The organism is Streptomyces sp. NPDC093149 (assembly GCF_044754145.1).
GTDB lineage: Bacteria > Actinomycetota > Actinomycetes > Streptomycetales > Streptomycetaceae > Streptomyces.
Map to the genome: position 1 here is coordinate 92,960 of NZ_JBIVON010000004.1, position 18,813 is coordinate 111,772.

Genomic DNA, 18,813 nt, shown 5'->3' on the forward strand with positions numbered 1-18,813 from the left:
TAGTTCTGGGCCTTGTGGGGGTGTTATCCCGCGTTCGGGCCGTACTTGCTGGTGGGGTTCTTTCGGGTGCGGGCCTTCACCCGTTGCCGTCGGTGGGCGGGCAGGAGGTCGCCCAGGGCCGCGCGGCCGATCGCGCCGACTAGGTCGACGAGGGTGCTGGGGAAAATTCCATGGCTCGCGGTGACGGTGTCGGTTGCGGCGGCCAGCAGGACGGTGAAGCTGATCCGTTCCATGGGAATGTCCGACCGTCCGGTCAGGGCGTCGTCGCCGGCGCGGATCAGGGCCTGGTAGGCGGTGAGCAGGGCGTAGACCTCCTGGTCAAGGCCGTCGATGCTGCGGGAGCGCAGGACACGGCCGTCGAGCATCGTGGCCTTGATCGAAAAATATGCAGTTTCTGCCTGCCACCTGCGGTGATAGAGATCAACGAGCTCGGTGGCCGGAAACTTGACGGGGTCCAGCAGATTGGTGATCAGCCGCCACTGCTCGGTGCGGACGGCGCCGTCGGCCAGGGCGACGGTGAGGGTCGCCTCGATCACGCGGACCGGCAGCAGTACCCGGAGGACGCCGTAGCCGATGCGGGCGATGTAGGAACCGTCGCCCAGGTGCTCGGCGGAGGCGGGGACACGGCGGGCCCCAGAACGCACGAGGAACCTCGCCCCGCTTTGATGGACGGCATGAAGGAACTCGTTGCCGTCGAAGGCCGCGTCAGCCAGCAGGAGCATCGTCTTGTCCAGGGCAGGCAGAAGTCGCTTGGCATAGGGGAGTTCTCCCTGGGACTCCGGTCCGAAGGCGGCGCTAATGAGCGCTCGGGTGCCACACTCGACCAGCGCCAGCAGCCGCAGCAGCGGATAGCCGAACTCCAGACTCTCCCCGGCCCGCTTGGGGTAGCGCCAGGTGAGCGTCTCGTCGTCGGGGGTGTGCAGCAGGGTCCCGTCGACAGCCACCGTGCGCAGGCCCTGGTAGAAGGACCCATCCTGCCCGGGGCGGGCGACGGGCCCGGCAAGCGTCTCGAACAGACCCCGCAGAGGCGCGGCCCCCACCCTGCGCCTGGCCCGTGTCAGCGAGGAGACTGAGGGACACACCAGAGCCAGCGGGGTCAAGGCCGCAGTCAGCTTGGACCACACCATGCGATAGGAGTGGCGCTCGAACAGCGCGAGAGCGAGCACGAAGTACACCACCACCCGCGAAGGCAGCAGCCGCAGCCGCTTCTCGCGCCGCCCGGTCTCCTCCAGCACCGCGTCCACCAACGCGAAGTCCACGATCTGGGTCAACTCGCCCAGGTGCCCCGGAGCGAACACCCCCGCGGCTCGGGCTGTACGCCGGGTACAGCCTTCCTGCGCCGGTGTCGCTACAGCAAGGCCGGCTCTCCCCTGCCGCAGGAGATCACTTCGAATCCTCGCCCTGCCGATGTCGTGCACGCCCCTGCCTCGCGTCGAGGCGCCGCGAGGCAGGGGCGGCTTCGGAGGCTGTCAGGCTCTGGTCCGCGACCCGAGGCTGAGGAGGGTGTAGAGGAGGAGGGAGGAGGCGAGGCCGACGGCCCAGCCGTAGTCGGCGAGGGGCTTGAGGAAGGGGATGAGGCCGTCGGTGGGGAAGGGCCCCTGTGCGGTGCCGTTGGCGTCGACGGTGGAGTAGGAGCCGCCGATGGCAAGGACGCCGCCGACGAGGATGGCGAGGACGGCGCGAAGGTTCCAGCCGGCTGTGTACCAGTAGCGTCCGGCAGGGCGGTACAGCTCATCGAGGGCGAGTTGGGTGCGGCGGATGATCCAGTAGTCGGAGATGAGGATGCCCGCGACGGTGCCGAGCAGGCCGCCGACGACGCCGAGCCAGGTGAAGATGTAGACGTGCGGGTTGGCGATCAGCTTCCACGGCATGATGGCGATCCCCACCACGCCCGTGATCAGCGCGCCGGTACGGAAGTTGATGAAGCGCGGGACCAGGTTGGCGAGGTCGTACGCCGGACTGACGACGTTCGCCGCGATGTTCACCGACAGGGTCGCGACCAGGACCACCAACAGCGCGAAGAGCGTCCCCGCGACGCTGTCCATCTTCGCGGCGAGCGCGATCGGGTCCCAGATCGGGACGCCGTAGACCGCCTGTGAGCCCGAGGTGACCAGCACCGAGAGCAGCGCGAACAGCGTCATGGTGGTGGGCAACCCCAGCGCCTGACCACGCATCTGGGCACGCTGACTGCCTCCGAAACGGGTGAAGTCCGAAATGTTGAGCGACAGCGTGGACCAGAACCCGATCATGCCCATCAGAGCCGGGAAGAACACCTTCCAGAAACCGCTCCCCCACCCCAGCGCCGACGGCTGCGACAGCAGCGTACCGAACCCACCCGCCTTTACCGCGATCCACACCAGCAACGCCAGCGCGCCCACGATCACGAACGGCGCGGCCCAGTTCTCGAACCGCCGCAGGGTCTCCATGCCCCGCGCGATCAACGCGATCTCCAGCGCCCAGAAGAGACCGAACGACAGCCACAGTGTCCACGGCTGCCCGGCGACCTGACCAGCGCTCTGCCAACCGCTGCCGAAGAGCTTCCCGGCCAGCAGGAAGATCCCCTCGCCGCCGATCCAGGTCTGGATACCGAACCAGGCACACGCCACCGCCGCCCGAATCAGCGCCGGCAGATTCGCACCCCTCATCCCGAACGACGCCCGCGCGAACACCGGGAACGGAATCCCGTACTTCGTCCCCGCATGCCCGGTGAGCAGCATCGGTACCAGCACGATGAGGTTGGCCAGCGCGATGGTGAGGACCGCCTGCTTCCAGTCCATGCCGAGCGCGACCAGACCGGAAGCCAGAGTCCAGGACGGAATGTTATGAGCCATCCCCACCCAGAGGCTCAAATAGTTGTAAACACCCCACGTACGTCTCTCGACCGGCACCGGCGCCAGGTCGTCGTTGGCGAACCGGGCGTCGTCCAGGACGACCCCCTCAACGAGGGCGACGCGACCATCGGGATAGGTCTGCTGGATCGTGTCGGGTATTGGCGGTGCGCTGAAGGACATGAAGCCACCTCGGTTCGCGGAGTCTCGTGCGGGGGAACGTGACCTCCCCGAGAGCTCGACACCGGGCCCTCAGGGTCGTACGACGGAGCGGGACGACAGTCAGTCCCTGGTGCTGCTCGCGGAAAAGGGGCCAAGGCCGCAGGCACCGGCTCAGCCAGACGCAACAACAGCAGCCCACGGCGACAGGCCGAACCCAGACGCACCAGACACTGCACCTCCCGCCTGACGAGCACCCCCACGAACCCGCAGGTCAGCACCCCGCGTCAATGTTCGTGTTTTCTCCTGCGCGATACAGAGCGCGGCGAAGTTGTACGTCGTCCAGCGGCGCCGTTCCAGCGGAACGGGCAGCAGGTCCTCGTTGACGAAACGGTTGTCGGTGGGCACGGCGCCGGGAGCGAGTCCGATGCGGCCCGACGGATCGGTTATCGGGTCCTGCGGTGGAAGCGGTGGGGTGGGTGGAGTGGGCGGGACGGTCGATGTCATGGCGGCTGGACCCTTCGCTCGGGAACGGTGCCGTGCGGGGCGGGAGGCGCGGGGCGTACGTACAGCCGTGGGGGGGCGGTCGGGTCTGACGGTCAGGTGGACAGGGCGGGGATGATCCGGGAGCCGTAGGCGTCGATCGTCGCCTCGCGCGCGTCGTGCATGTCGTACACGGCGAACTGGTCGACACCGAGGTCACGCAGGACCCGGAGCTTCTCGATGTGGGCCTCGGCCGGGCCCAGCAGACAGAACCGGTCGACGATCTCGTCCGGCACGAAGGTCGTGTCGGGGTTCCCGGCACGGCCGTGGTGGCTGTAGTCGTAGCCGGACCGCCCGGCGATGTACGCGGTCAGGGCCTCGGGGACGAGGCCGGAGTGCTCGCCGTACCGGGAGACCAGATCCGCGACGTGGTTGCCGACCATGCCGCCGAACCAGCGGCACTGCTCGCGGGCGTGGTCGAGGTCGTCGCCCACATAGGCGGGGGCGGCGACGCAGATGGTCACGGAGGCCGGGTCGCGGCCCGCCTGCGTCGCCGCGTCCCGTACCGCCTTGACCATCCACTCGGTGAGGAACGGGTCGGCGAGCTGGAGGATGAAGCCGTCGGCCTTCTGCCCGGCGAGGGCGAGCGCCTTCGGACCGTACGCCGCCATCCAGACGGGCAGTCTGCCGTCCTTGATCCAGGGGATCCGGACGGGCTGCCCGTCGACGGTGGCCTCCCGTCCCTCGGCGAGGTCGCGGATGACGTCGATGGCCTCGCCGAGGCGGGCCAGGGTGTTGGGCCTGCGGCCGGCGACACGCATCGCCGAGTCGCCGCGCCCGATGCCGCAGACCGTGCGGTTGCCGTACATGTCGTTGAGGGTGGCGAAGGTCGAGGCGGTGACCTCCCAGGTGCGGGTGCCCGGATTGGTGACCATGGGGCCGACGACGAGGTGTTCGGTGTGTTCGAGGATCTGGCTGTAGATGACGAAGGGCTCCTGCCAGAGCACCGCCGAGTCGAAGGTCCACCCGTAGCGGAAGCCGTTGCGTTCGGCGCGGCGCATCAGGCCGACGACGGACGAGGCGGGCGGGTCGGTCTGGAGAACGAGTCCGAAGTCCATGACGGGTGCTCCTAGTCCAGGTACTGACAGGTGGCGCGCGGGGTGTACATGCCGTGGCCGGCCCGGCCGGTGAACTTCCTTCCGTCGATGACGACTTCGCCGCGCGAGAGGACCGTCTCGACCTGGCCGGTGATGCGCTTTCCCTCGTACGCCGAGTAGTCGACGTTCATGTGGTGGGTCTCGGCGGAGATGACCTGCTCGGCGTGCGGGTCGTAGATGACGACATCGGCGTCGGCGCCCGGGGCGATGGTGCCCTTCTTCGGGTAGAGGCCGAACATCCGGGCCGGGGAGGCGCAGGCGATCTCGATCCAGCGACGCCGCGAGAGACGGCCGTCCACGACCGCCTGATGGAGGAGGTCCATCCGGTTCTCCACGCCGGGCATGCCGTTGGGGATCTTCGAGAAGTCGCCCCGGCCCATCTCCTTCTGGCCGGAGAAACAGAAGGGGCAGTGATCGGTGGAGACGACCTGGAGTTCGTTGTTCCTGAGGCCCTGCCAGAGTGCTTCCTGGTGTTCCTTGGGGCGCAGAGGGGTGGAGCAGACGTACTTCGCGCCCTCGAAGTCGGGCTCGGCGAGGTTGTCGGTGGAGAGGAAGAGGTACTGCGGGCAGGTCTCGCCGAAGACCGGAAGCCCCTTGTGGCGGGCGGCGGCCACCTCTGCGACGGCCTCGTCGGCGGAGACGTGCACGACGTACAGCGGGGATCCGGCGACGCGGGCGAGCTGGATGGCGCGGTGGGTGGCCTCGGCCTCCAGCGCCACCTTGCGGACATCGCCGTGGTGGCGGGGGTCGGTGCGGCCCTCGGCGAGGGCCTGTTCGACGAGGACGTCGATGGCGATGCCGTTCTCCGCGTGCATCATGATCAGGCCGCCGTTGTGGGAGGCCCGCTGCATGGCGCGCAGGATCTGGCCGTCGTCGCTGTAGAAGACGCCCGGGTAGGCCATGAACAGCTTGAACGAGGTGACGCCCTCCGACACGAGGAGGTCCATCTCCTTGAGCGAGGACTCGTTCACATCGGAGAGGATCATGTGGAAGGCGTAGTCGATGGCACAGTTGCCGTCGGCCTTCGCGTACCAGGCATCCAGCCCTTCGCGGACCGCACGGCCCACGGACTGGATGGCGAAGTCGACGATCGTGGTGGTACCGCCCCAGGCCGCTGCCCGGGTGCCGGTCTCGAAGGTGTCGGCGGCGTAGGTGCCGCCGAACGGCATCTCCATGTGCGTATGCGCGTCGACACCGCCCGGGATGACGTATTTGCCGGTGGCGTCGATCCTCCGGTCGGCGCTCCAGCTCTCGGCCGCGTCGGTGTCGTGCGCCGCGAGAGCGGCGATGCGGCCGCCCTCGATGAGTACGTCGGCATGGATTTCGTCGGACGCGGTGATGACGAGACCGCCGTGGATGACGGTGCGGCTCATGTACCCCTCCTCACGGTGGCGGAACGGGTCTACGCACGTAGATGAGGTGCGTGGTGAAGAACGTAGAAGTGGGTTACCCACTGTGGCAATACCGCTGCGGCTAACCGCTGAAGACGTTTCTGTTTCCCCCGCCCGGCACTCCACCGGCCCACAGCGGGACACGGCGCGGCGCCGCACCCGGACGGCCACATGGAGCGGCACCTGCGGCACGTCCGTGCCGCACGCGCCCGGCGCGGCGGGACGACCGCCCTTGATCCGCAGCCCGTAGCCGCCGGGCCTCGGCAGATCCGTACTCACACCGATCCCGTGCCCGGCGACCGCGAGGGCCTCGACGGTCGGGCCGTCGTCGTATTCGGTCAGCCGGGCGGGCCCCGGCCGCCGCTGCCCCAGCGCGTTCTCCGGAGAACCTCGCGTACCACGGCGAGCTCGACCCGGTCCGCACCCTGGGCCTCACCGGCCACCGGGGCTGACCGTTCGGCCGGGCCCCGGAGTCACGCCCGGGACCCGGCCGCACCCCCGTCGCTCATGCCACCGACCGAAGGGCCTCGGCCAGGATCTTGGCGCCCTCCTCCGCCTCCGCGACGGTCAGCGTGAGCGGCGGTGCGATCCGCAGCACGCTGGTGTTGTGACCGCCACCCTTGCCGATGAGCAGACCGCCCTCACGGGCCGCTTCGAGTACGGCGGCCGCCGCCCGCGGATTCGCCTCGTCGGTGCCCGGCTCGACCAGCTCGATCCCGATCATCAGGCCCCGGCCGCGCACCTCCCGTACGCACTCCGAGGCCGCGCCGATCGCACGCAGCCGCTCGATCAGCAGTCCGCCGACGCGGCGGGCGTTGCCCTGCAGATCGTGTTCGAGGAGGTACGAGAGGTTGGCGAGGCCGGCCGCCATGGTGACCGGGGAGCCGCCGAACGTCGAGATGGAGTTGGCGTCGAGGCAGTTCATGACGTCGGCGCGGGCCACGACGCCGCCGATCGACATGCCGTTGCCGATGCCCTTGGCGAACGTGAGGATGTCCGGCGGACCGCTCTCGCCGTGCGCCTGCCAGCCCCAGAAGTGTTCGCCGGTGCGGCCCCAGCCGGTCTGCACCTCGTCGGAGATCCACAGGATGCCGTGGCGGTCGAGGACCCGGCGGAAGGCGGCGTACAGACCGTCGGGCGGTGAGGTGAACCCGCCGACGCCCTGGATGGGTTCGGCGATCAGGGCGGCGGGCTCGCGGGTGTGGCCGAGCAGGTCCTCCAGATCGGCGACGCAGGCAGCGACGAACTCGGCGTCGCCGAGGTGCGCGTAGGGCCCGCGGGTGCGGACGCCACCGTGCACGTACAGCGTCTGCAGGGGCGACAGGTTAGTGGGCGACCAGGCGCTGTTGCCGGTGATGGAGACCGCGGAGAAGGATCTGCCGTGGTAGCTGTTGCGCATCGCGAGGATCTGGTTCGACCTGCGGTACGCGGTGGCGAGCAGCAGGGCCGTGTCGTTGGCCTCGGTGCCGGAGGTGGTGAAGAAGACCCGTGCGTCCGGGATGCCGGAGAGCGTGGCGACGCGTTCGGCCAGCTCGACCATCGGCCGGTTGAGGTAGAGCGTGGAGGAGTGGATGATCCGTCCGGCCTGCTCGCTGACGGCTTTGGTCACCTCGGGCAGGGCATGGGCGGTCATGGTGGTGAGGATGCCGCCGAAGAAGTCGAGGTAGCGCCTGCCGTCGGCGTCCCAGACGTGGCGGCCCTCGCCGTGGGTGATCTCCAGCGGGTCCTTGTAGTAGAGCGCCAGCCAGTCGGGGCTGACGGCGAGATGGCGTCGGTGCAGGCTGCTCACGGCTCCACCAGTCCTTCGTACGCGTCGGGTCGGCGGTCGCGGTAGAACGCCCACTGCTGCCGGACCTCTTCGATGAGGCCGAAGTCGAGGTCGCGGACGACGAGTTCCTCCTCCTTGTCGCTGGCGACCTCGCCGACGAACTGGCCGCGCGGGTCGACGAAGTAGCTGGTTCCGTAGAAGTCGTTGTCGCCGTACTCCTCCTGGCCGACGCGGTTGATCGCGGCGACGAAGTACTCGTTGGCGACAGCGGAGGCGGGCTGTTCCAGCTGCCAGAGGTAGCTGGACAGGCCGCGCGAGGTGGCGGACGGGTTGTACACCAACTGGGCCCCGTTGAGGCCGAGTTGACGCCACCCTTCCGGGAAGTGGCGGTCGTAGCAGATGTAGACGCCGACCTTGCCCACGGCCGTGTCGAAGACCGGCCAGCCGACGTTCCCGGGCTTGAAGTAGTACTTCTCCCAGAACCCCTTGACCTGCGGGATGTGGTGCTTGCGGTACTTGCCGAGGTAGGAGCCGTCGGCGTCGATGACGGCGGCGGTGTTGTAGTAGAAGCCGGACTGCTCGATCTCGAAGACCGGCACGACGATCACCATGCCGGTCTCGCGGGCGAGTTCCCGCATCCGCAGAACGGTCGGCCCGTCCGGAACGGCCTCCGCCCAGCGGTAGTGCTCGGGTTCCTGCACCTGACAGAAGTAGGGGGCGTTGAACACCTCCTGGAAGCCGATGATCTTCGCGCCCCGGCGGGCGGCCTCGCGCGCATGCTCCTCATGCTTGGCGATCATGGATTCGGTGTCGCCGGTCCAGGTCGCCTGGACGAGTGCGGCGCGTACGACTTGGGACATGAGCTGCTCCTTCGACGCGGCGTCAGAGAGCCTCTACGCGTTTCTACGCCCGTAGACACGTGCGTAGAGGAGAACGTAGGCCCCGTCACACAGCGGGGCAAGACCATCGCCGTGAACCGGCGGAGTCGATCATGTTTCACACCCGTGCGGGTCACACGTCCGCACCGGCCCGTGACCCCTACGGCACCCGCCTCCCGGCCCGGCCCCGCGGGCCGGTTTGTATTCTCGGCAGGCATCCCCCATCAGCGCGGCACCTGCGAGAGGAAACACCATGACCACCGAGCCGAGCCCCGCCGCCCCGACGGAGCCCCTTGAGCGGGCCCGTCAGGACTACCGGGACCTCGCGGGACTCGGACTCTCGCTCGACCTCACCCGGGGCAAGCCCGCGCCGGAACAGCTCGATCTCTCCGACGACCTGCTGACCCTGCCCGGTGGGCGGCACACCTCCGCCGACGGCACGGACATACGCAACTACGGCGGACTGCAGGGACTGCCCGAGCTCCGGGAGATCTTCGCCGGGGTGCTCCAGGTACCGGCCGGGCAACTGCTCGCGGCCGGGAACTCCAGCCTCGAACTGATGCATGACTGCCTGGTGCACGCCCTGCTGAGCGTGGTGCCGGGCGCCCGGTCGCGGTGGGTGGAGCAGGAGCGGATCGCGTTCCTGTGCCCGGTGCCCGGCTACGACCGGCACTTCGCGCTGTGCGAACGGTTCGGGATCGACATGATCCCGGTGCCGATGACCGCCGAGGGCCCGGACATGGATGCCGTCGAACGGCTCGTCGCCGAGAACCCCGCGATCAAGGGCATCTGGTGCGTGCCGAAGTACAGCAACCCGGACGGCGCCTGTTACAGCGACGAGACCGTGGCCCGGCTCGCCTCGATGAACACCGCGGCTCCCGACTTCCGAATTTTCTGGGACAACGCCTACGCCGCTCACCACCTCACCGACGAGCCCGTCGAGATCGCCGATCTGCTCGCCGCCTGCGCCGGAGCCGGGAACCCGGACCGGGCCTTCGTGTTCGGCTCCACCTCGAAGATCACGACGGCGGGCTCGGGCGTCGCCTTCTTCGGTTCCTCGCCCGCGAATGTGCAGTGGCTGCTCGGCAACAACGCCAAGCGGTCGATCGGCCCCGACAAGATCAACCAGCTGCGGCACGTCCTGTTCCTGCGGGACGCCGACGGCATGCGGGCCCACATGGAGCGCCAGCGGGCCCTGCTGCAGCCCAAGTTCGAGGCGGTGGCGCGGATCCTGGAGGCCGAGCTCGGCGGGACGGGGCTCGCGACCTGGACCTCGCCCAAGGGCGGTTACTTCGTGACCCTGGAGGTGCCGGACGGCTGCGCCGAGGAGGTCGTACGCCGCGCCGCCGAGGCGGGCATCGTACTGACCCCGGCCGGTGCCACACACCCTTACGGCGACGACCCGCGCGACGCGGTCATCCGGATCGCCCCCAGCTACCCGGGCCTCGCGGAGCTGGAGCAGGCGATCGAGGGACTCGCCGTCTGTGTCCGCCTGGTGGGGTACGAGCAGCGGGCGCGCTGAGCCGTTCCGTCCGGACGGCCGGGTCACGACGCCGATGAGGATCCGAACCGGGCCGGCACGACGGATTCCACCCGCGTGAGCGCCCACCGGTGCCCGGCCGGGACCCGCGAGAAGGGGGCCGGGCCGGGCGCTTCCCGGTGTGGCCTTTCGTTCGGATCGGGCCGGACCGCGCGCGCCCGGCCGATCCGAACGACAGCCCTCAGGCGTACTGGCCGGGCCGGTAGTCACCGGCCGGCTGCTGGGTGATGACGTTCACGCGGTTGAAGGCGTTGATGAGGGCGATGAGCGACACCAGGGCGCCGAGCTGCTCCTCGTCGTAGTGCTTCGCGGCGTTCGCCCAGACCTCGTCGCCGACACCACCGGCGGCGTCGGCGATGCGGGTGCCCTGCTCCGCGAGCTCCAGGGCGGCGCGCTCGGCGTCGGTGAACACCGTGGCCTCCCGCCAGGCGGCGACCAGGTTGAGACGCACCGAGGTCTCCCCGGCGTGCGCGGCCTCCTTGGTGTGCATGTCGACGCAGTGGGCACAGCCATTGATCTGACTGGCGCGGAGCAGTACGAGTTCCCGCGTCGAGTCCGGCAGCGTCGAGTCCGCGATCACTTTGCCCGCCGCTACGAGGTGCTTCAGGGCCTTGCCGATGGCCGGGTTGTCGAAGAGGTTCAAGCGAGCGTTCATGGTGCACTCCTTGCCGTTGTTGGCGGTTACACCTCTCTGACGGAAACGGCACCGCACGATGTGACAGCCGCAGATGTGACGTGCGTCTCCCCGTCGCATCGCCGCAGGGTCCGCCCACGAAGCCGGCCATGGGGACCATCGGTACAGCCGTTGGCGCCAAGCAGTTGATCTTGGTCGCCCAGCACAGTGATCCGGTCCGGTGCTGGGGCTCAGGGAAAGATCCTCGATCACGGGTGGGACCTGGCTACGGTCCGGGCGTGGCGGTCGAATTCTTATCCGATGAGCAGGCTGAGGCGTACGGAAAGTTCGCTGAGGAGCCGACGAAGCCTGAGCTGGAGCGGTTCTTCTTCCTGGATGACGAGGACCGAAAGCTGATCGCGAAGCGGCGCGGGGATCACAATCGCCTTGGCTTCGCCCTCCAGATCTGCATGGTCCGGTACATCGGGCTGTTCCTGGAGGACCCTCTGGATGTGCCGTGGCCGGTGGTGGAGCACTTGGCCGAGCAGCTGGGGATTGAGGGTATCTCCTGCGTCAAGGAGTACACCGAGCGGCTGAAGACGGCGTACGAGCATGCGTGGGAGATCCGCGACGCGTACGGCTACCACCCGTTCGAGGACCATGCGATGGGCCGGAAGTTCCGGCGTTCCTGCACGGGCGGGCGTGGACGGCGCACGCGGAGGGGCCGAAGGCGCTGTTCGACCATGCGGTCGTCGACCTCGACGATAACGGCGGAGAGGAGGAGTGAGCCGGGTGCCGTCCGCACCCGCAGCAACACCGAGAACCTCGGAGCAGGGGGGAGCAGGGGGCGCAGGGGGGCGCTGGTGAGGCTGGGGCCTTGTCGCCGGATTCGGGTCCGGCCCTCCATGGAATGCGGATCAGGAATCACGCCAGGAGCGAGCCAAGGGTGTGTCCCGTAGATCAAGGTGAGGTCGACGGTGCCCTGGTAGATACGTTCTCGCTTGCGTCTGCCGACGCACTGCGGGACAGGCCGGATCGCTTGCTGAGGAGCGTCAACGCGGTGATCAGGGCGAGAGCGGCGAAGACGCCAGCTGCCTCGAACGCGGCATGCTGCCCGGTGGTGAGTGCGAGTGGTGTCGGACCACCGATCGCGGACGTGCGGGCGGCAGCGACGCTGGTGCAGATGGCAGTGCCGAGGGCGGTGCCGACGGCGAAGGAGGTGTCGGCGAGGCCGGCGGCCAGGCCTGAGTCTTTTTCGGTGACGCCGGTCAGCGCGGCGATCTGTGCGCATACCGTGACGGCGCCCATTCCCGCCCCGAACAAGAACAGGGCCGCCGGCAGAAGACTCATCGGGCCACCGGCTGGTATGCGGGTGAGCAGCAGGCAGCCACAACCGAGCAGGACGGTCCCGGCGGCAGCTACCCGCCACAGGCTGAGCCTGGGCACGATCCGTTGGCTCAGCAGGGCGCCTGCGGCCGCGGTGACGGTCATCATCGCGGACGCCAGGCCGAACTGCGCCGCCGGCCATCCGAGCACCTGCTGCACGAAAGAGGTGAGGGTGACGAGCATGCCGTCGACGGTCATGCCGGCGATGAGCAGGAGGAGGTTGCCGCCGATCAGCACGCGCGAGCGCAGCGACTGAAAGGAAACGAGGGGGGCCACCGATCGCTTCTCGATCAGGATGAACATCCAGACCAGCACGGCCACGGCGGCCAGTAGCCCGATGCTCTGTCCGTTCGCCCACCCGGATGTCGGCACCCGGGTGATCACGTATACGAGCAGAACGAGTGCCGGGGCGATGGTCAGCGCACCAGGGATATCGAAGGAACGGGAGCGTGCTCGGTCCCGGCTTTCGCGCAGCATGGCGGGGGCGAGCACCAGCACGAGGGTCCCGACCGGGACGTTGACCCAGAACACCCACTGCCAGCCGAAGATGTCGGTGATGATGCCGCCCAGTAGTAGACCGGCGGTGGCGCCGAACCCGCCGAGGCCGCCCCAGATACCGAGCGCCTTGTTCCGCTCGATCCCTTCGGGGAAAGTGTTCATGACCATCGACAACGCGGCCGGAGCGATGATCGCGGCCGAAACGCCCTGCACCGCCCGGGCGGCCACCAGGGCCTGGATGGATGGAGCGAGCCCGCACGCCAGCGAGGCCACGACCCGCAGCACCATCCCGGCGATGAACACACGCCGACGGCCCAGCAGATCCGCAGCGCGGCCGCATAACAACAGCAGCCCGCTGAAGGCCAGCGCGTAGGCCGTCACGGTCCATTGGATGGCAGGACCGTGCAGGCGAAGGTGGCCTTCGATCGCGGGCAGAGCGGCGAGCAGGCTGGTGCCGTCCAGAATCGTCATGAAGAACGCCGTGCCCAGCAGCGCCAGCACCCGCCAACGGCGAGTCTGCGAAAGGTTGCTCGTGGTCATCACTGTTGCTCGATGCTTCGCAGCAGTTCGGCGGCGAGCGCGTCAAGCCACTTGCCGGTGCCCTGCTCCCGCCGGCTTGGTTCTTCGCGGCCGTCGAGGAAGGTGCTCTGCTCGGTGAGCAGCAGCCGGGTGCCACCCCCCTCAGGGTGGAACTCCACCGTCGTCAGCGACACTGTCGCAAGGTCTTGCCCCTCGGACAGAGTGGAGGTGTAGACGATCCGCTCGTCCTGGACGATGTCGCGGTACCAGGACTCGAAAGTCAGCACCGGCCCACCGCCAGAGCGGCCGCGGTTGACCTCCCGCCCACCGACGCGGAAATCAAGCTCGTGCTCGGCGTCGGGGCCGGCGAACCAGCGGGCCTTCGCTTCGGGGGCGGCCCACGCGGCGAACACTGTGGCCGGTGAGGCCGCGTAGAGGCGTTCGAGGGTGAACGTGGCATGCGTGACCACGTGATCGGTCATTGTGCGCTCCCTTGATCTGGGCTGTCGCAGTGTTCGGTCAGGTAGTCGCCGAGGCGATCGAGGCGGTGTTCCCAGACGGTGCGCTGCGCAGCGATCCAGTCCTCGGCCATTCGCAGCACACCCGGCTCGATGTGGCAGGTGCGTACTCTTCCGGCTTTCTCGGACCGGACCAGTCCGCACGCCTCCAGTACCTGTAGGTGCTGCATCACCGCCGGCAGCGACATGGCCAGCGGCCGGGCCAGCTCACTGACCGAGGCAGGCCCGCGGATCAACCGCTCAACGATGTCCCGGCGAGTCGCGTCGGCCAGCGCTTGGAACACCCGGTCCAACGAACCAGCTTGGTTAAGCATGTGCCTAACTATTCGATGCCGACAGTAAATAGTCAAGCATTTGCTTAACTTTTCTTGGGTCGGGGGTGTGCCGTTCCCTCGCATACGTCTCGTCCGGGAGTACGCGCCCGGCCCCACTTCTCCGCTCAGGCCCAAGCCCGTACGCATCCGCCGCCCCGAGGACCCGCTCACCCCCGAAGAGATCGACCCCTGCGAACGCCTCCAGGCCCAGCCCCACCCGGACGCGGAGACCCGCAGCTAGCGCTGTGGCCGGAAAGGTTTGCCGGGAGGCTCGCGGCGTCCGGTGCGATGCGTCGCAAGGCGGAGGATCGCCCTCGTACCGGACGCACTCGGGTGATGCGACAACGCGGCGAGGTGCCGTACCGGGCGCCGCGAGCCGGTGAACCTTTCCGGCCACAGCACTAGCGACCATGATCAAGGGCTTAGCGCCAACGGCCGTATCGATGGTCCCCAAGGCCGGAAGCGTTCAGGACCGCCGTCCGGGCCGGCGATCGGGAAAGTCTCTGGATTCGGACGGGCGGACCCGTTATGGTCTGACGAGACGGAACGGTCCGTCTCGTCGAGCTCACGACATGCCCTGCGGGGACACCGTCGTGGAGCACGGCGTTCTTCGCGGACGAAGGAGTGGGTTTCCGTGCCTGGTGCCAGGGTTTGGTTCATCACCGGTGCTTCCCGTGGCCTGGGCCGCGCGTTCACCGAGGCGGCTCTGTCCGCCGGGGAGCGGGTCGTGGCAGCCGCCCGCGACGTCGAGCCGCTCGCCGGGTCGGCCGAGAAGTACCCGGACGAACTCGTACGGCTCCCTCTGGACGTCTCCGACCGCCGGGCCGTGTTCGAGGCGGTGGAACAGGCGGTGGCGGCGTTCGGCCGGCTCGACGTCGTCGTCAACAACGCGGGCGGTCTGCTGTACGGCATGGTGGAGGAGGCCACGGAGGAGCAGATCCGGGATCACCTCGACGTCAACTTCTTCGGGGCGGTGTGGGTGGCGCAGGCCGTGATCCCCCACCTGCGAGCGCAGGGTTCCGGGCGCGTCCTGCAGATCACGTCGATGGGCGCCGGCGGCGGCATGGCCTCCGTCGGGTTCTACGGGGCGGGCAAGGCGGCGCTGGACTCGGTGAGCGAGGCGTTGGCGATGGAGGTCGAGCAGTTCGGGATCAAGGTCACGGTCGTCCAGATGGGCGGCTACGCCACGGGGCTGTTCACGGCGGGTACGACGACGACGGCGCTCGACCCGGCCTACGACACGCTGCGCGCCCGGCTGGCCGAGATGTGGGGCGAGGACGCCGGTCCGGATCCGAGCACGGCAGCACCCGCCGTCATGGAGCTGGCCGCGCTGCCGGACCCGCCTCGGCGCCTGATTCTCGGCGGCCGGTCGTTCGACCTCGTCCAGGAGATGAGCCGGGCGCGTGCGGAGCAGTACCGGGACTGGGAATCCCTCAGCCGCATGGCACCGGGCTGACCCCGCGCGGGGTCGGGGAGTTTGGCCCCGCCGGGTCCGCCACCCGGTTTTCTCCACGGGGCAGCCGGGCAGCCGGGCGGCCGCTGCGCCCCGGCGGGCGGACGTCCTGGACGGCGCGACGGCGGACGACGTCAAGGCGTTCCGCGTTCTTTCCCGTTCGGGTGATGTGCGGCGTGCCGGGAGGATCTCGGAGCGCCCTGGGCAGCCTCCAGGCGACCGATCCTGAGAGGGGAAACAGTGGGGCTGTCACGCGCGTACGGGCACGCCATCAGCGAGGGGCCGACACCGGCCGATGCGGCGGGGGCACCCGCCCTGCCGTATCCGAGCGGCTGGGCCGCACTGGCCTTCTCCGACGAGTTACGGCCGGGCACGGTGCTCACCCGGCCGTTGGCGGGGCAGGACGTGGTGCTCTACCGGCTCGGTACGGGGGCGGTGCGCGCCGTCCGCCCGTACTGCCCGCACCTCGGCGCCCATCTCGGTCTGGCGAAGGTCGACGGCGACGATCTGGTCTGTCCGTTCCACTTCTTCGCGTTCGGCCCCGACGGCACGTGCGTGCGGACGGGATACGACACCAAGCCGCCGAAGTCGCCTCTGATCCAACTGCCGGTCCACGAGGTCAACGGTGCCGTCTTCGTCTGGCGGCACCACGACGGCCGGGCACCGGACTGGTTCATCCCCGACTGGCACGAGGTGGGTCACCGCCCGGCCCGCAGTGCCGCCTGGGAGCTGGCCGGCAATGTCCAGGAAGTCATCGAGAACTCGGTGGACCTCGGGCACTTCGCCACCCTGCACGGCTGGGCGAGGGCCGAGATCGGCGGGCCGGTCGTCTACGACGATGCCGCGTTCCATGTGTCCATGCGGGCCCACGAGTCGGCGCCGCTGCTGGGCGATTTCGTCGTCGAGGTGGAGGTGGACGGATACGGGCTCGGTTGCCTGCACGCCGATGTGCACACTCCTCGGATCGGCCTGCGGATGTGCACGATGGTGCTGCCGACGGCGATCGCGCCCAACCGGATGCAGTTCCGGCAGAGGAACCGCATCGCGTTCACGGAACCGGCCCGGTTGCCGGCCCCGCTCGCGCGGGCGGTGAGCCGGACCGCGGCGCGACTGCTGGACCGCGCGGTCTTCCGGTCCAGTTGCGAGTTCACCGCCGCCGACTTCCCGATCTGGAACCACAAGCAGTACCAGCAGCCGCCCCGGCTGGCTCCGGGCGACGGCCCGATCGGTCCGTTCCGGCGCTGGGCCCGGCGGTTCTACCCACCGCCGGGGGAGAACGGGGGGCACGGCTCGACCGCTGCGGGCGAGGTCGGCCGGCCTGGCGCCGCGACGGAGCCGACGCGGCGTGAATCCTCCGGAGTCGCCGCGTCGGGACCCGAGCACGGCTGAGCGCAGCGCGGTGTCCGGCATCATCGCCCGGGTACCCCGAACTCCGGCTGCCGCCCTCCCCGTTCGAGAGCGCCGCACCCTGCGGTCCTCACCGGCCTCCCGTGGATCCGCCGCCCCGGGGCGCGCCCGCGATGCCGGCCACCCGTAGCGCATGGACGACATCCCGCTCCTTCGTCGGGGACACCGCGCGGGCCGCGGCCAGCAGTCGCGGTACGAGCCGACGGGGGTCGTCGGCCGCCACCCGGGCCGCGTCCTGCGGAGTCCGTACGCGGATGAAGGCCCCCAGCAGCGCCTGCGCCTGCCGCCCCCGTCCCGCCCGGTCCAGCGCCGCCACCGCATCAGTGATCTCCGCGGCCGGCCGCGCCACACCCTGGCGCAGCAACTGCTCGCAGTCGTCCGGCCGCCCCGCGGCGGCGAGCGCGTCCGCCGCCGCGGCGAGTCCGGCGGGCGGGAGCGAGGAGACCTCCCACAACAGGGTCGCCCAGTCCGCGTCGAGGCCCGCCCGGTGCATCTCGACGGCGAGCACCGGAAGCCGGTCCGCCGGCCAGGCGGCCGCCTCGCAGAGCACGACATGGGCCTCTCCGCCGCGGCCCCCGGCCCGGAGCCGTACCAGCCGCTCGACGGCGCCGACGGCGGCCCGGTGCGCCTCGGGGTCCGGGGCGGCGGCCGTCCGGTCCGAGGGCGCGTCGTCCCCGATCGCGGCGGTGCCGAAGCGGGCTCCGCGCGGCACGGCGGCCGTCGTCGGCACCACGGGCGGAACGGGTGCGGCCACGGCTCCGTCGTCATCGGCTCCGTCGACGTCCAGCCCGGCGAACCGGGCACCCCGTGGCTGCTTGCGCCTGAGGGCCGGGGGCCGACGAGCCGGTGGTGACCCGTCGGGGTCTCGCTCGGCAGCGCGCTCGGACGCGGAACCATGCTCGGCCTCGGCCTCGGTCGCGGGTGCGGAACCACGGTCGGCCTCGGCCTCGATCTCGGGTGCGGAACCACGCTCGGCCTCGGGCCCAGGCCCCCGGTCCGGGACCAACTCCCCCACCCGGGACCGCCGTCCACCCCCCGACTCGGGCTCGGGCCCCCGGTCCGGGACCGGATCCTCCACACGGAACCAGCCCCTCGGCACCGTCACCGCGGCCAGTCGCCCACGCAGCTCCGCGCAGCGCGCGGTGGCGCGTTCGTGGTCGTCCCGGGCCCAGGCCTCCGCCTCCGCGTCCAGGGTCCCCGTGCCGCCCGCTCCGGCCGCCCGGAGACGCCGGGCCGCGTACGTCCGCTCCCGCAGCATCAGCTCCAGCCGTTCGACGAGCATCTGCCGTCCGCCCGGCCTTCGGTCATGTGCGGCCACCGAGACGGAGTACAGCTCGGCGGCCCGTACCGACTCGCGTTGCACGAACGCCGCGCCGCGCACCGCCACCAAGTCCTCGAAAAGCGACTCCATCACGTCCCAGGGCGGAATCTCGGCACCGTCGAGACAGGCCCGCATCCCTGCGGGATCGCTTCGGCAGAAGATGCCGTACCAGCCGCTCCCGGGGTCCAGCAGTGCCACCACATCGCGTAGGTACTGACTGAACTCCCCTGTTTCGCAAGCATTTTGATGATCTGTCATCGCCGCCCTCGCCAGCGTCGGCCGGAGCCTTCCGGTCCGCAGGCATTCGACCCCAGCCGTGTTACGGCACGGCTACACCCGCTTTTCTACTGCGGTGCGGTCGTCGCACGGGGCCGGGCACACACCCGCGACCCGCCCCGGCCCCCGCGGCCCGCACACCCGGCAGGGCGGCGCACCTCCGCCGAGCCCGCACTCCTCGTGTGCCGGAACGGGTTCCGGCACGTGCCGCCGCGGCCCGTCGCAGGCCGCCGCTTCGAACGGGCCGAGCAGCAGCGAGCACCATCAGCTGTCCGCACCCCGCCCATGGCGGCCACGCGGGAGG

The 18,813-nt window shown here is 69.8% G+C and carries 15 protein-coding genes and 1 pseudogene; 5 read left to right on the forward strand and 11 right to left on the reverse strand.

All coding sequences use genetic code 11. The features are described from left to right. Window positions 1–23 precede the first annotated feature (23 nt). The 6 genes from ACIQCZ_RS14015 to ACIQCZ_RS14040 all read right to left on the reverse strand — a co-directional run bounded on the left by ACIQCZ_RS14015 (window position 24) and on the right by ACIQCZ_RS14040 (window position 8,646). Window positions 24–1,418, reverse strand: a complete 1,395-nt coding sequence (locus ACIQCZ_RS14015; protein WP_402282296.1) for an IS4 family transposase — start codon at window positions 1,416–1,418, stop codon at window positions 24–26. A 51-nt stretch (window positions 1,419–1,469) separates the two neighbouring features. Beyond that, window positions 1,470–3,011 carry an NCS1 family nucleobase:cation symporter-1 gene (locus ACIQCZ_RS14020; RefSeq protein ID WP_402282297.1) on the reverse strand — a complete coding sequence of 514 codons (1,542 nt, stop codon included), beginning with the start codon at window positions 3,009–3,011 and terminating at the stop codon, window positions 1,470–1,472. A gap of 575 nt (window positions 3,012–3,586) precedes the next feature. After that, window positions 3,587–4,588 (reverse strand): TIGR03842 family LLM class F420-dependent oxidoreductase, encoded by a 1,002-nt coding sequence (locus ACIQCZ_RS14025; RefSeq protein ID WP_376279320.1) that lies wholly within the window; start codon window positions 4,586–4,588, stop codon window positions 3,587–3,589. An 11-nt stretch (window positions 4,589–4,599) separates the two neighbouring features. Then, the gene (gene hydA, locus ACIQCZ_RS14030; RefSeq protein WP_402282298.1) at window positions 4,600–6,000 is read right to left on the reverse strand and encodes a dihydropyrimidinase; all 1,401 of its coding nucleotides are present in this window, start codon (window positions 5,998–6,000) and stop codon (window positions 4,600–4,602) included. 523 nt (window positions 6,001–6,523) lie between these two features. Next, window positions 6,524–7,807: an aspartate aminotransferase family protein gene (locus ACIQCZ_RS14035; protein WP_402282299.1), complete on the reverse strand. Its 1,284-nt coding sequence runs from the start codon at window positions 7,805–7,807 to the stop codon at window positions 6,524–6,526. After that, complete coding sequence (locus tag ACIQCZ_RS14040; RefSeq protein ID WP_351077303.1) at window positions 7,804–8,646, reverse strand: nitrilase-related carbon-nitrogen hydrolase; 843 nt, start codon at window positions 8,644–8,646, stop codon at window positions 7,804–7,806. The genes ACIQCZ_RS14035 and ACIQCZ_RS14040 overlap by 4 nt, the downstream gene beginning before the upstream one ends. Window positions 8,647–8,917: 271 nt before the next feature. On the opposite strand from ACIQCZ_RS14040, the gene ACIQCZ_RS14045 reads away from it, so the two are divergent. Continuing rightward, entirely contained in the window at window positions 8,918–10,186 is a 1,269-nt protein-coding gene (locus ACIQCZ_RS14045) for an aminotransferase class I/II-fold pyridoxal phosphate-dependent enzyme (RefSeq protein ID WP_402282301.1), read from the forward strand. A 199-nt stretch (window positions 10,187–10,385) separates the two neighbouring features. Here ACIQCZ_RS14045 and ACIQCZ_RS14050 read toward each other — a convergent pair whose 3' ends face one another. After that, entirely contained in the window at window positions 10,386–10,859 is a 474-nt protein-coding gene (locus ACIQCZ_RS14050; RefSeq protein ID WP_402282303.1) for a carboxymuconolactone decarboxylase family protein, read from the reverse strand. A 257-nt stretch (window positions 10,860–11,116) separates the two neighbouring features. On the opposite strand from ACIQCZ_RS14050, the pseudogene ACIQCZ_RS14055 reads away from it, so the two are divergent. After that, window positions 11,117–11,568: pseudogene (locus ACIQCZ_RS14055) on the forward strand (DUF4158 domain-containing protein); the annotation flags it as partial. 209 nt (window positions 11,569–11,777) lie between these two features. On the opposite strand, the gene ACIQCZ_RS14060 reads toward ACIQCZ_RS14055, so the two are convergent. Genes ACIQCZ_RS14060 through ACIQCZ_RS14070 form a run of 3 tightly spaced genes read right to left on the reverse strand, consistent with a single transcriptional unit; the run spans window position 11,778 to window position 14,022 of the window. Beyond that, the gene (locus ACIQCZ_RS14060) at window positions 11,778–13,241 is read right to left on the reverse strand and encodes an MFS transporter (RefSeq protein ID WP_402282305.1); all 1,464 of its coding nucleotides are present in this window, start codon (window positions 13,239–13,241) and stop codon (window positions 11,778–11,780) included. After that, a complete protein-coding gene (locus ACIQCZ_RS14065; protein WP_402282307.1) occupies window positions 13,241–13,702 on the reverse strand; it encodes an SRPBCC family protein in 462 nt (153 codons plus the stop codon). Before ACIQCZ_RS14065 ends, ACIQCZ_RS14060 begins: the two co-directional genes overlap by 1 nt. Next, window positions 13,699–14,022 carry an ArsR/SmtB family transcription factor gene (locus ACIQCZ_RS14070; protein WP_383762286.1) on the reverse strand — a complete coding sequence of 108 codons (324 nt, stop codon included), beginning with the start codon at window positions 14,020–14,022 and terminating at the stop codon, window positions 13,699–13,701. The genes ACIQCZ_RS14065 and ACIQCZ_RS14070 overlap by 4 nt, the downstream gene beginning before the upstream one ends. Before the next feature lie 97 nt (window positions 14,023–14,119). On the opposite strand from ACIQCZ_RS14070, the gene ACIQCZ_RS14075 reads away from it, so the two are divergent. From ACIQCZ_RS14075 to ACIQCZ_RS14085, 3 genes are all read left to right on the forward strand, one after another. Next, entirely contained in the window at window positions 14,120–14,293 is a 174-nt protein-coding gene (locus tag ACIQCZ_RS14075; RefSeq protein WP_402282308.1) for a hypothetical protein, read from the forward strand. Window positions 14,294–14,686: 393 nt separating this feature from the next. Next, complete coding sequence (locus ACIQCZ_RS14080) at window positions 14,687–15,508, forward strand: SDR family NAD(P)-dependent oxidoreductase (RefSeq protein WP_402282309.1); 822 nt, start codon at window positions 14,687–14,689, stop codon at window positions 15,506–15,508. A 237-nt stretch (window positions 15,509–15,745) separates the two neighbouring features. Further along, entirely contained in the window at window positions 15,746–16,894 is a 1,149-nt protein-coding gene (locus tag ACIQCZ_RS14085) for a Rieske 2Fe-2S domain-containing protein (protein WP_402282311.1), read from the forward strand. 88 nt (window positions 16,895–16,982) lie between these two features. Here ACIQCZ_RS14085 and ACIQCZ_RS14090 read toward each other — a convergent pair whose 3' ends face one another. Next, window positions 16,983–18,491 (reverse strand): hypothetical protein, encoded by a 1,509-nt coding sequence (locus tag ACIQCZ_RS14090; protein WP_402282314.1) that lies wholly within the window; start codon window positions 18,489–18,491, stop codon window positions 16,983–16,985. Window positions 18,492–18,813 lie beyond the last annotated feature (322 nt).

Coding starts and splice junctions, on each gene's coding strand:
- ACIQCZ_RS14020 (WP_402282297.1), bottom strand. CDS start 3,011: ATGTCCTTCAGCGCACCGCCAATACCCGACACGATCCAGCAGACCTAT.
- ACIQCZ_RS14045 (WP_402282301.1), top strand. CDS start 8,918: ATGACCACCGAGCCGAGCCCCGCCGCCCCGACGGAGCCCCTTGAGCGG.
- ACIQCZ_RS14025 (WP_376279320.1), bottom strand. CDS start 4,588: ATGGACTTCGGACTCGTTCTCCAGACCGACCCGCCCGCCTCGTCCGTC.
- hydA (WP_402282298.1), bottom strand. CDS start 6,000: ATGAGCCGCACCGTCATCCACGGCGGTCTCGTCATCACCGCGTCCGAC.
- ACIQCZ_RS14065 (WP_402282307.1), bottom strand. CDS start 13,702: ATGACCGATCACGTGGTCACGCATGCCACGTTCACCCTCGAACGCCTC.
- ACIQCZ_RS14050 (WP_402282303.1), bottom strand. CDS start 10,859: ATGAACGCTCGCTTGAACCTCTTCGACAACCCGGCCATCGGCAAGGCC.
- ACIQCZ_RS14090 (WP_402282314.1), bottom strand. CDS start 18,491: ATGACAGATCATCAAAATGCTTGCGAAACAGGGGAGTTCAGTCAGTAC.
- ACIQCZ_RS14040 (WP_351077303.1), bottom strand. CDS start 8,646: ATGTCCCAAGTCGTACGCGCCGCACTCGTCCAGGCGACCTGGACCGGC.
- ACIQCZ_RS14060 (WP_402282305.1), bottom strand. CDS start 13,241: ATGACCACGAGCAACCTTTCGCAGACTCGCCGTTGGCGGGTGCTGGCG.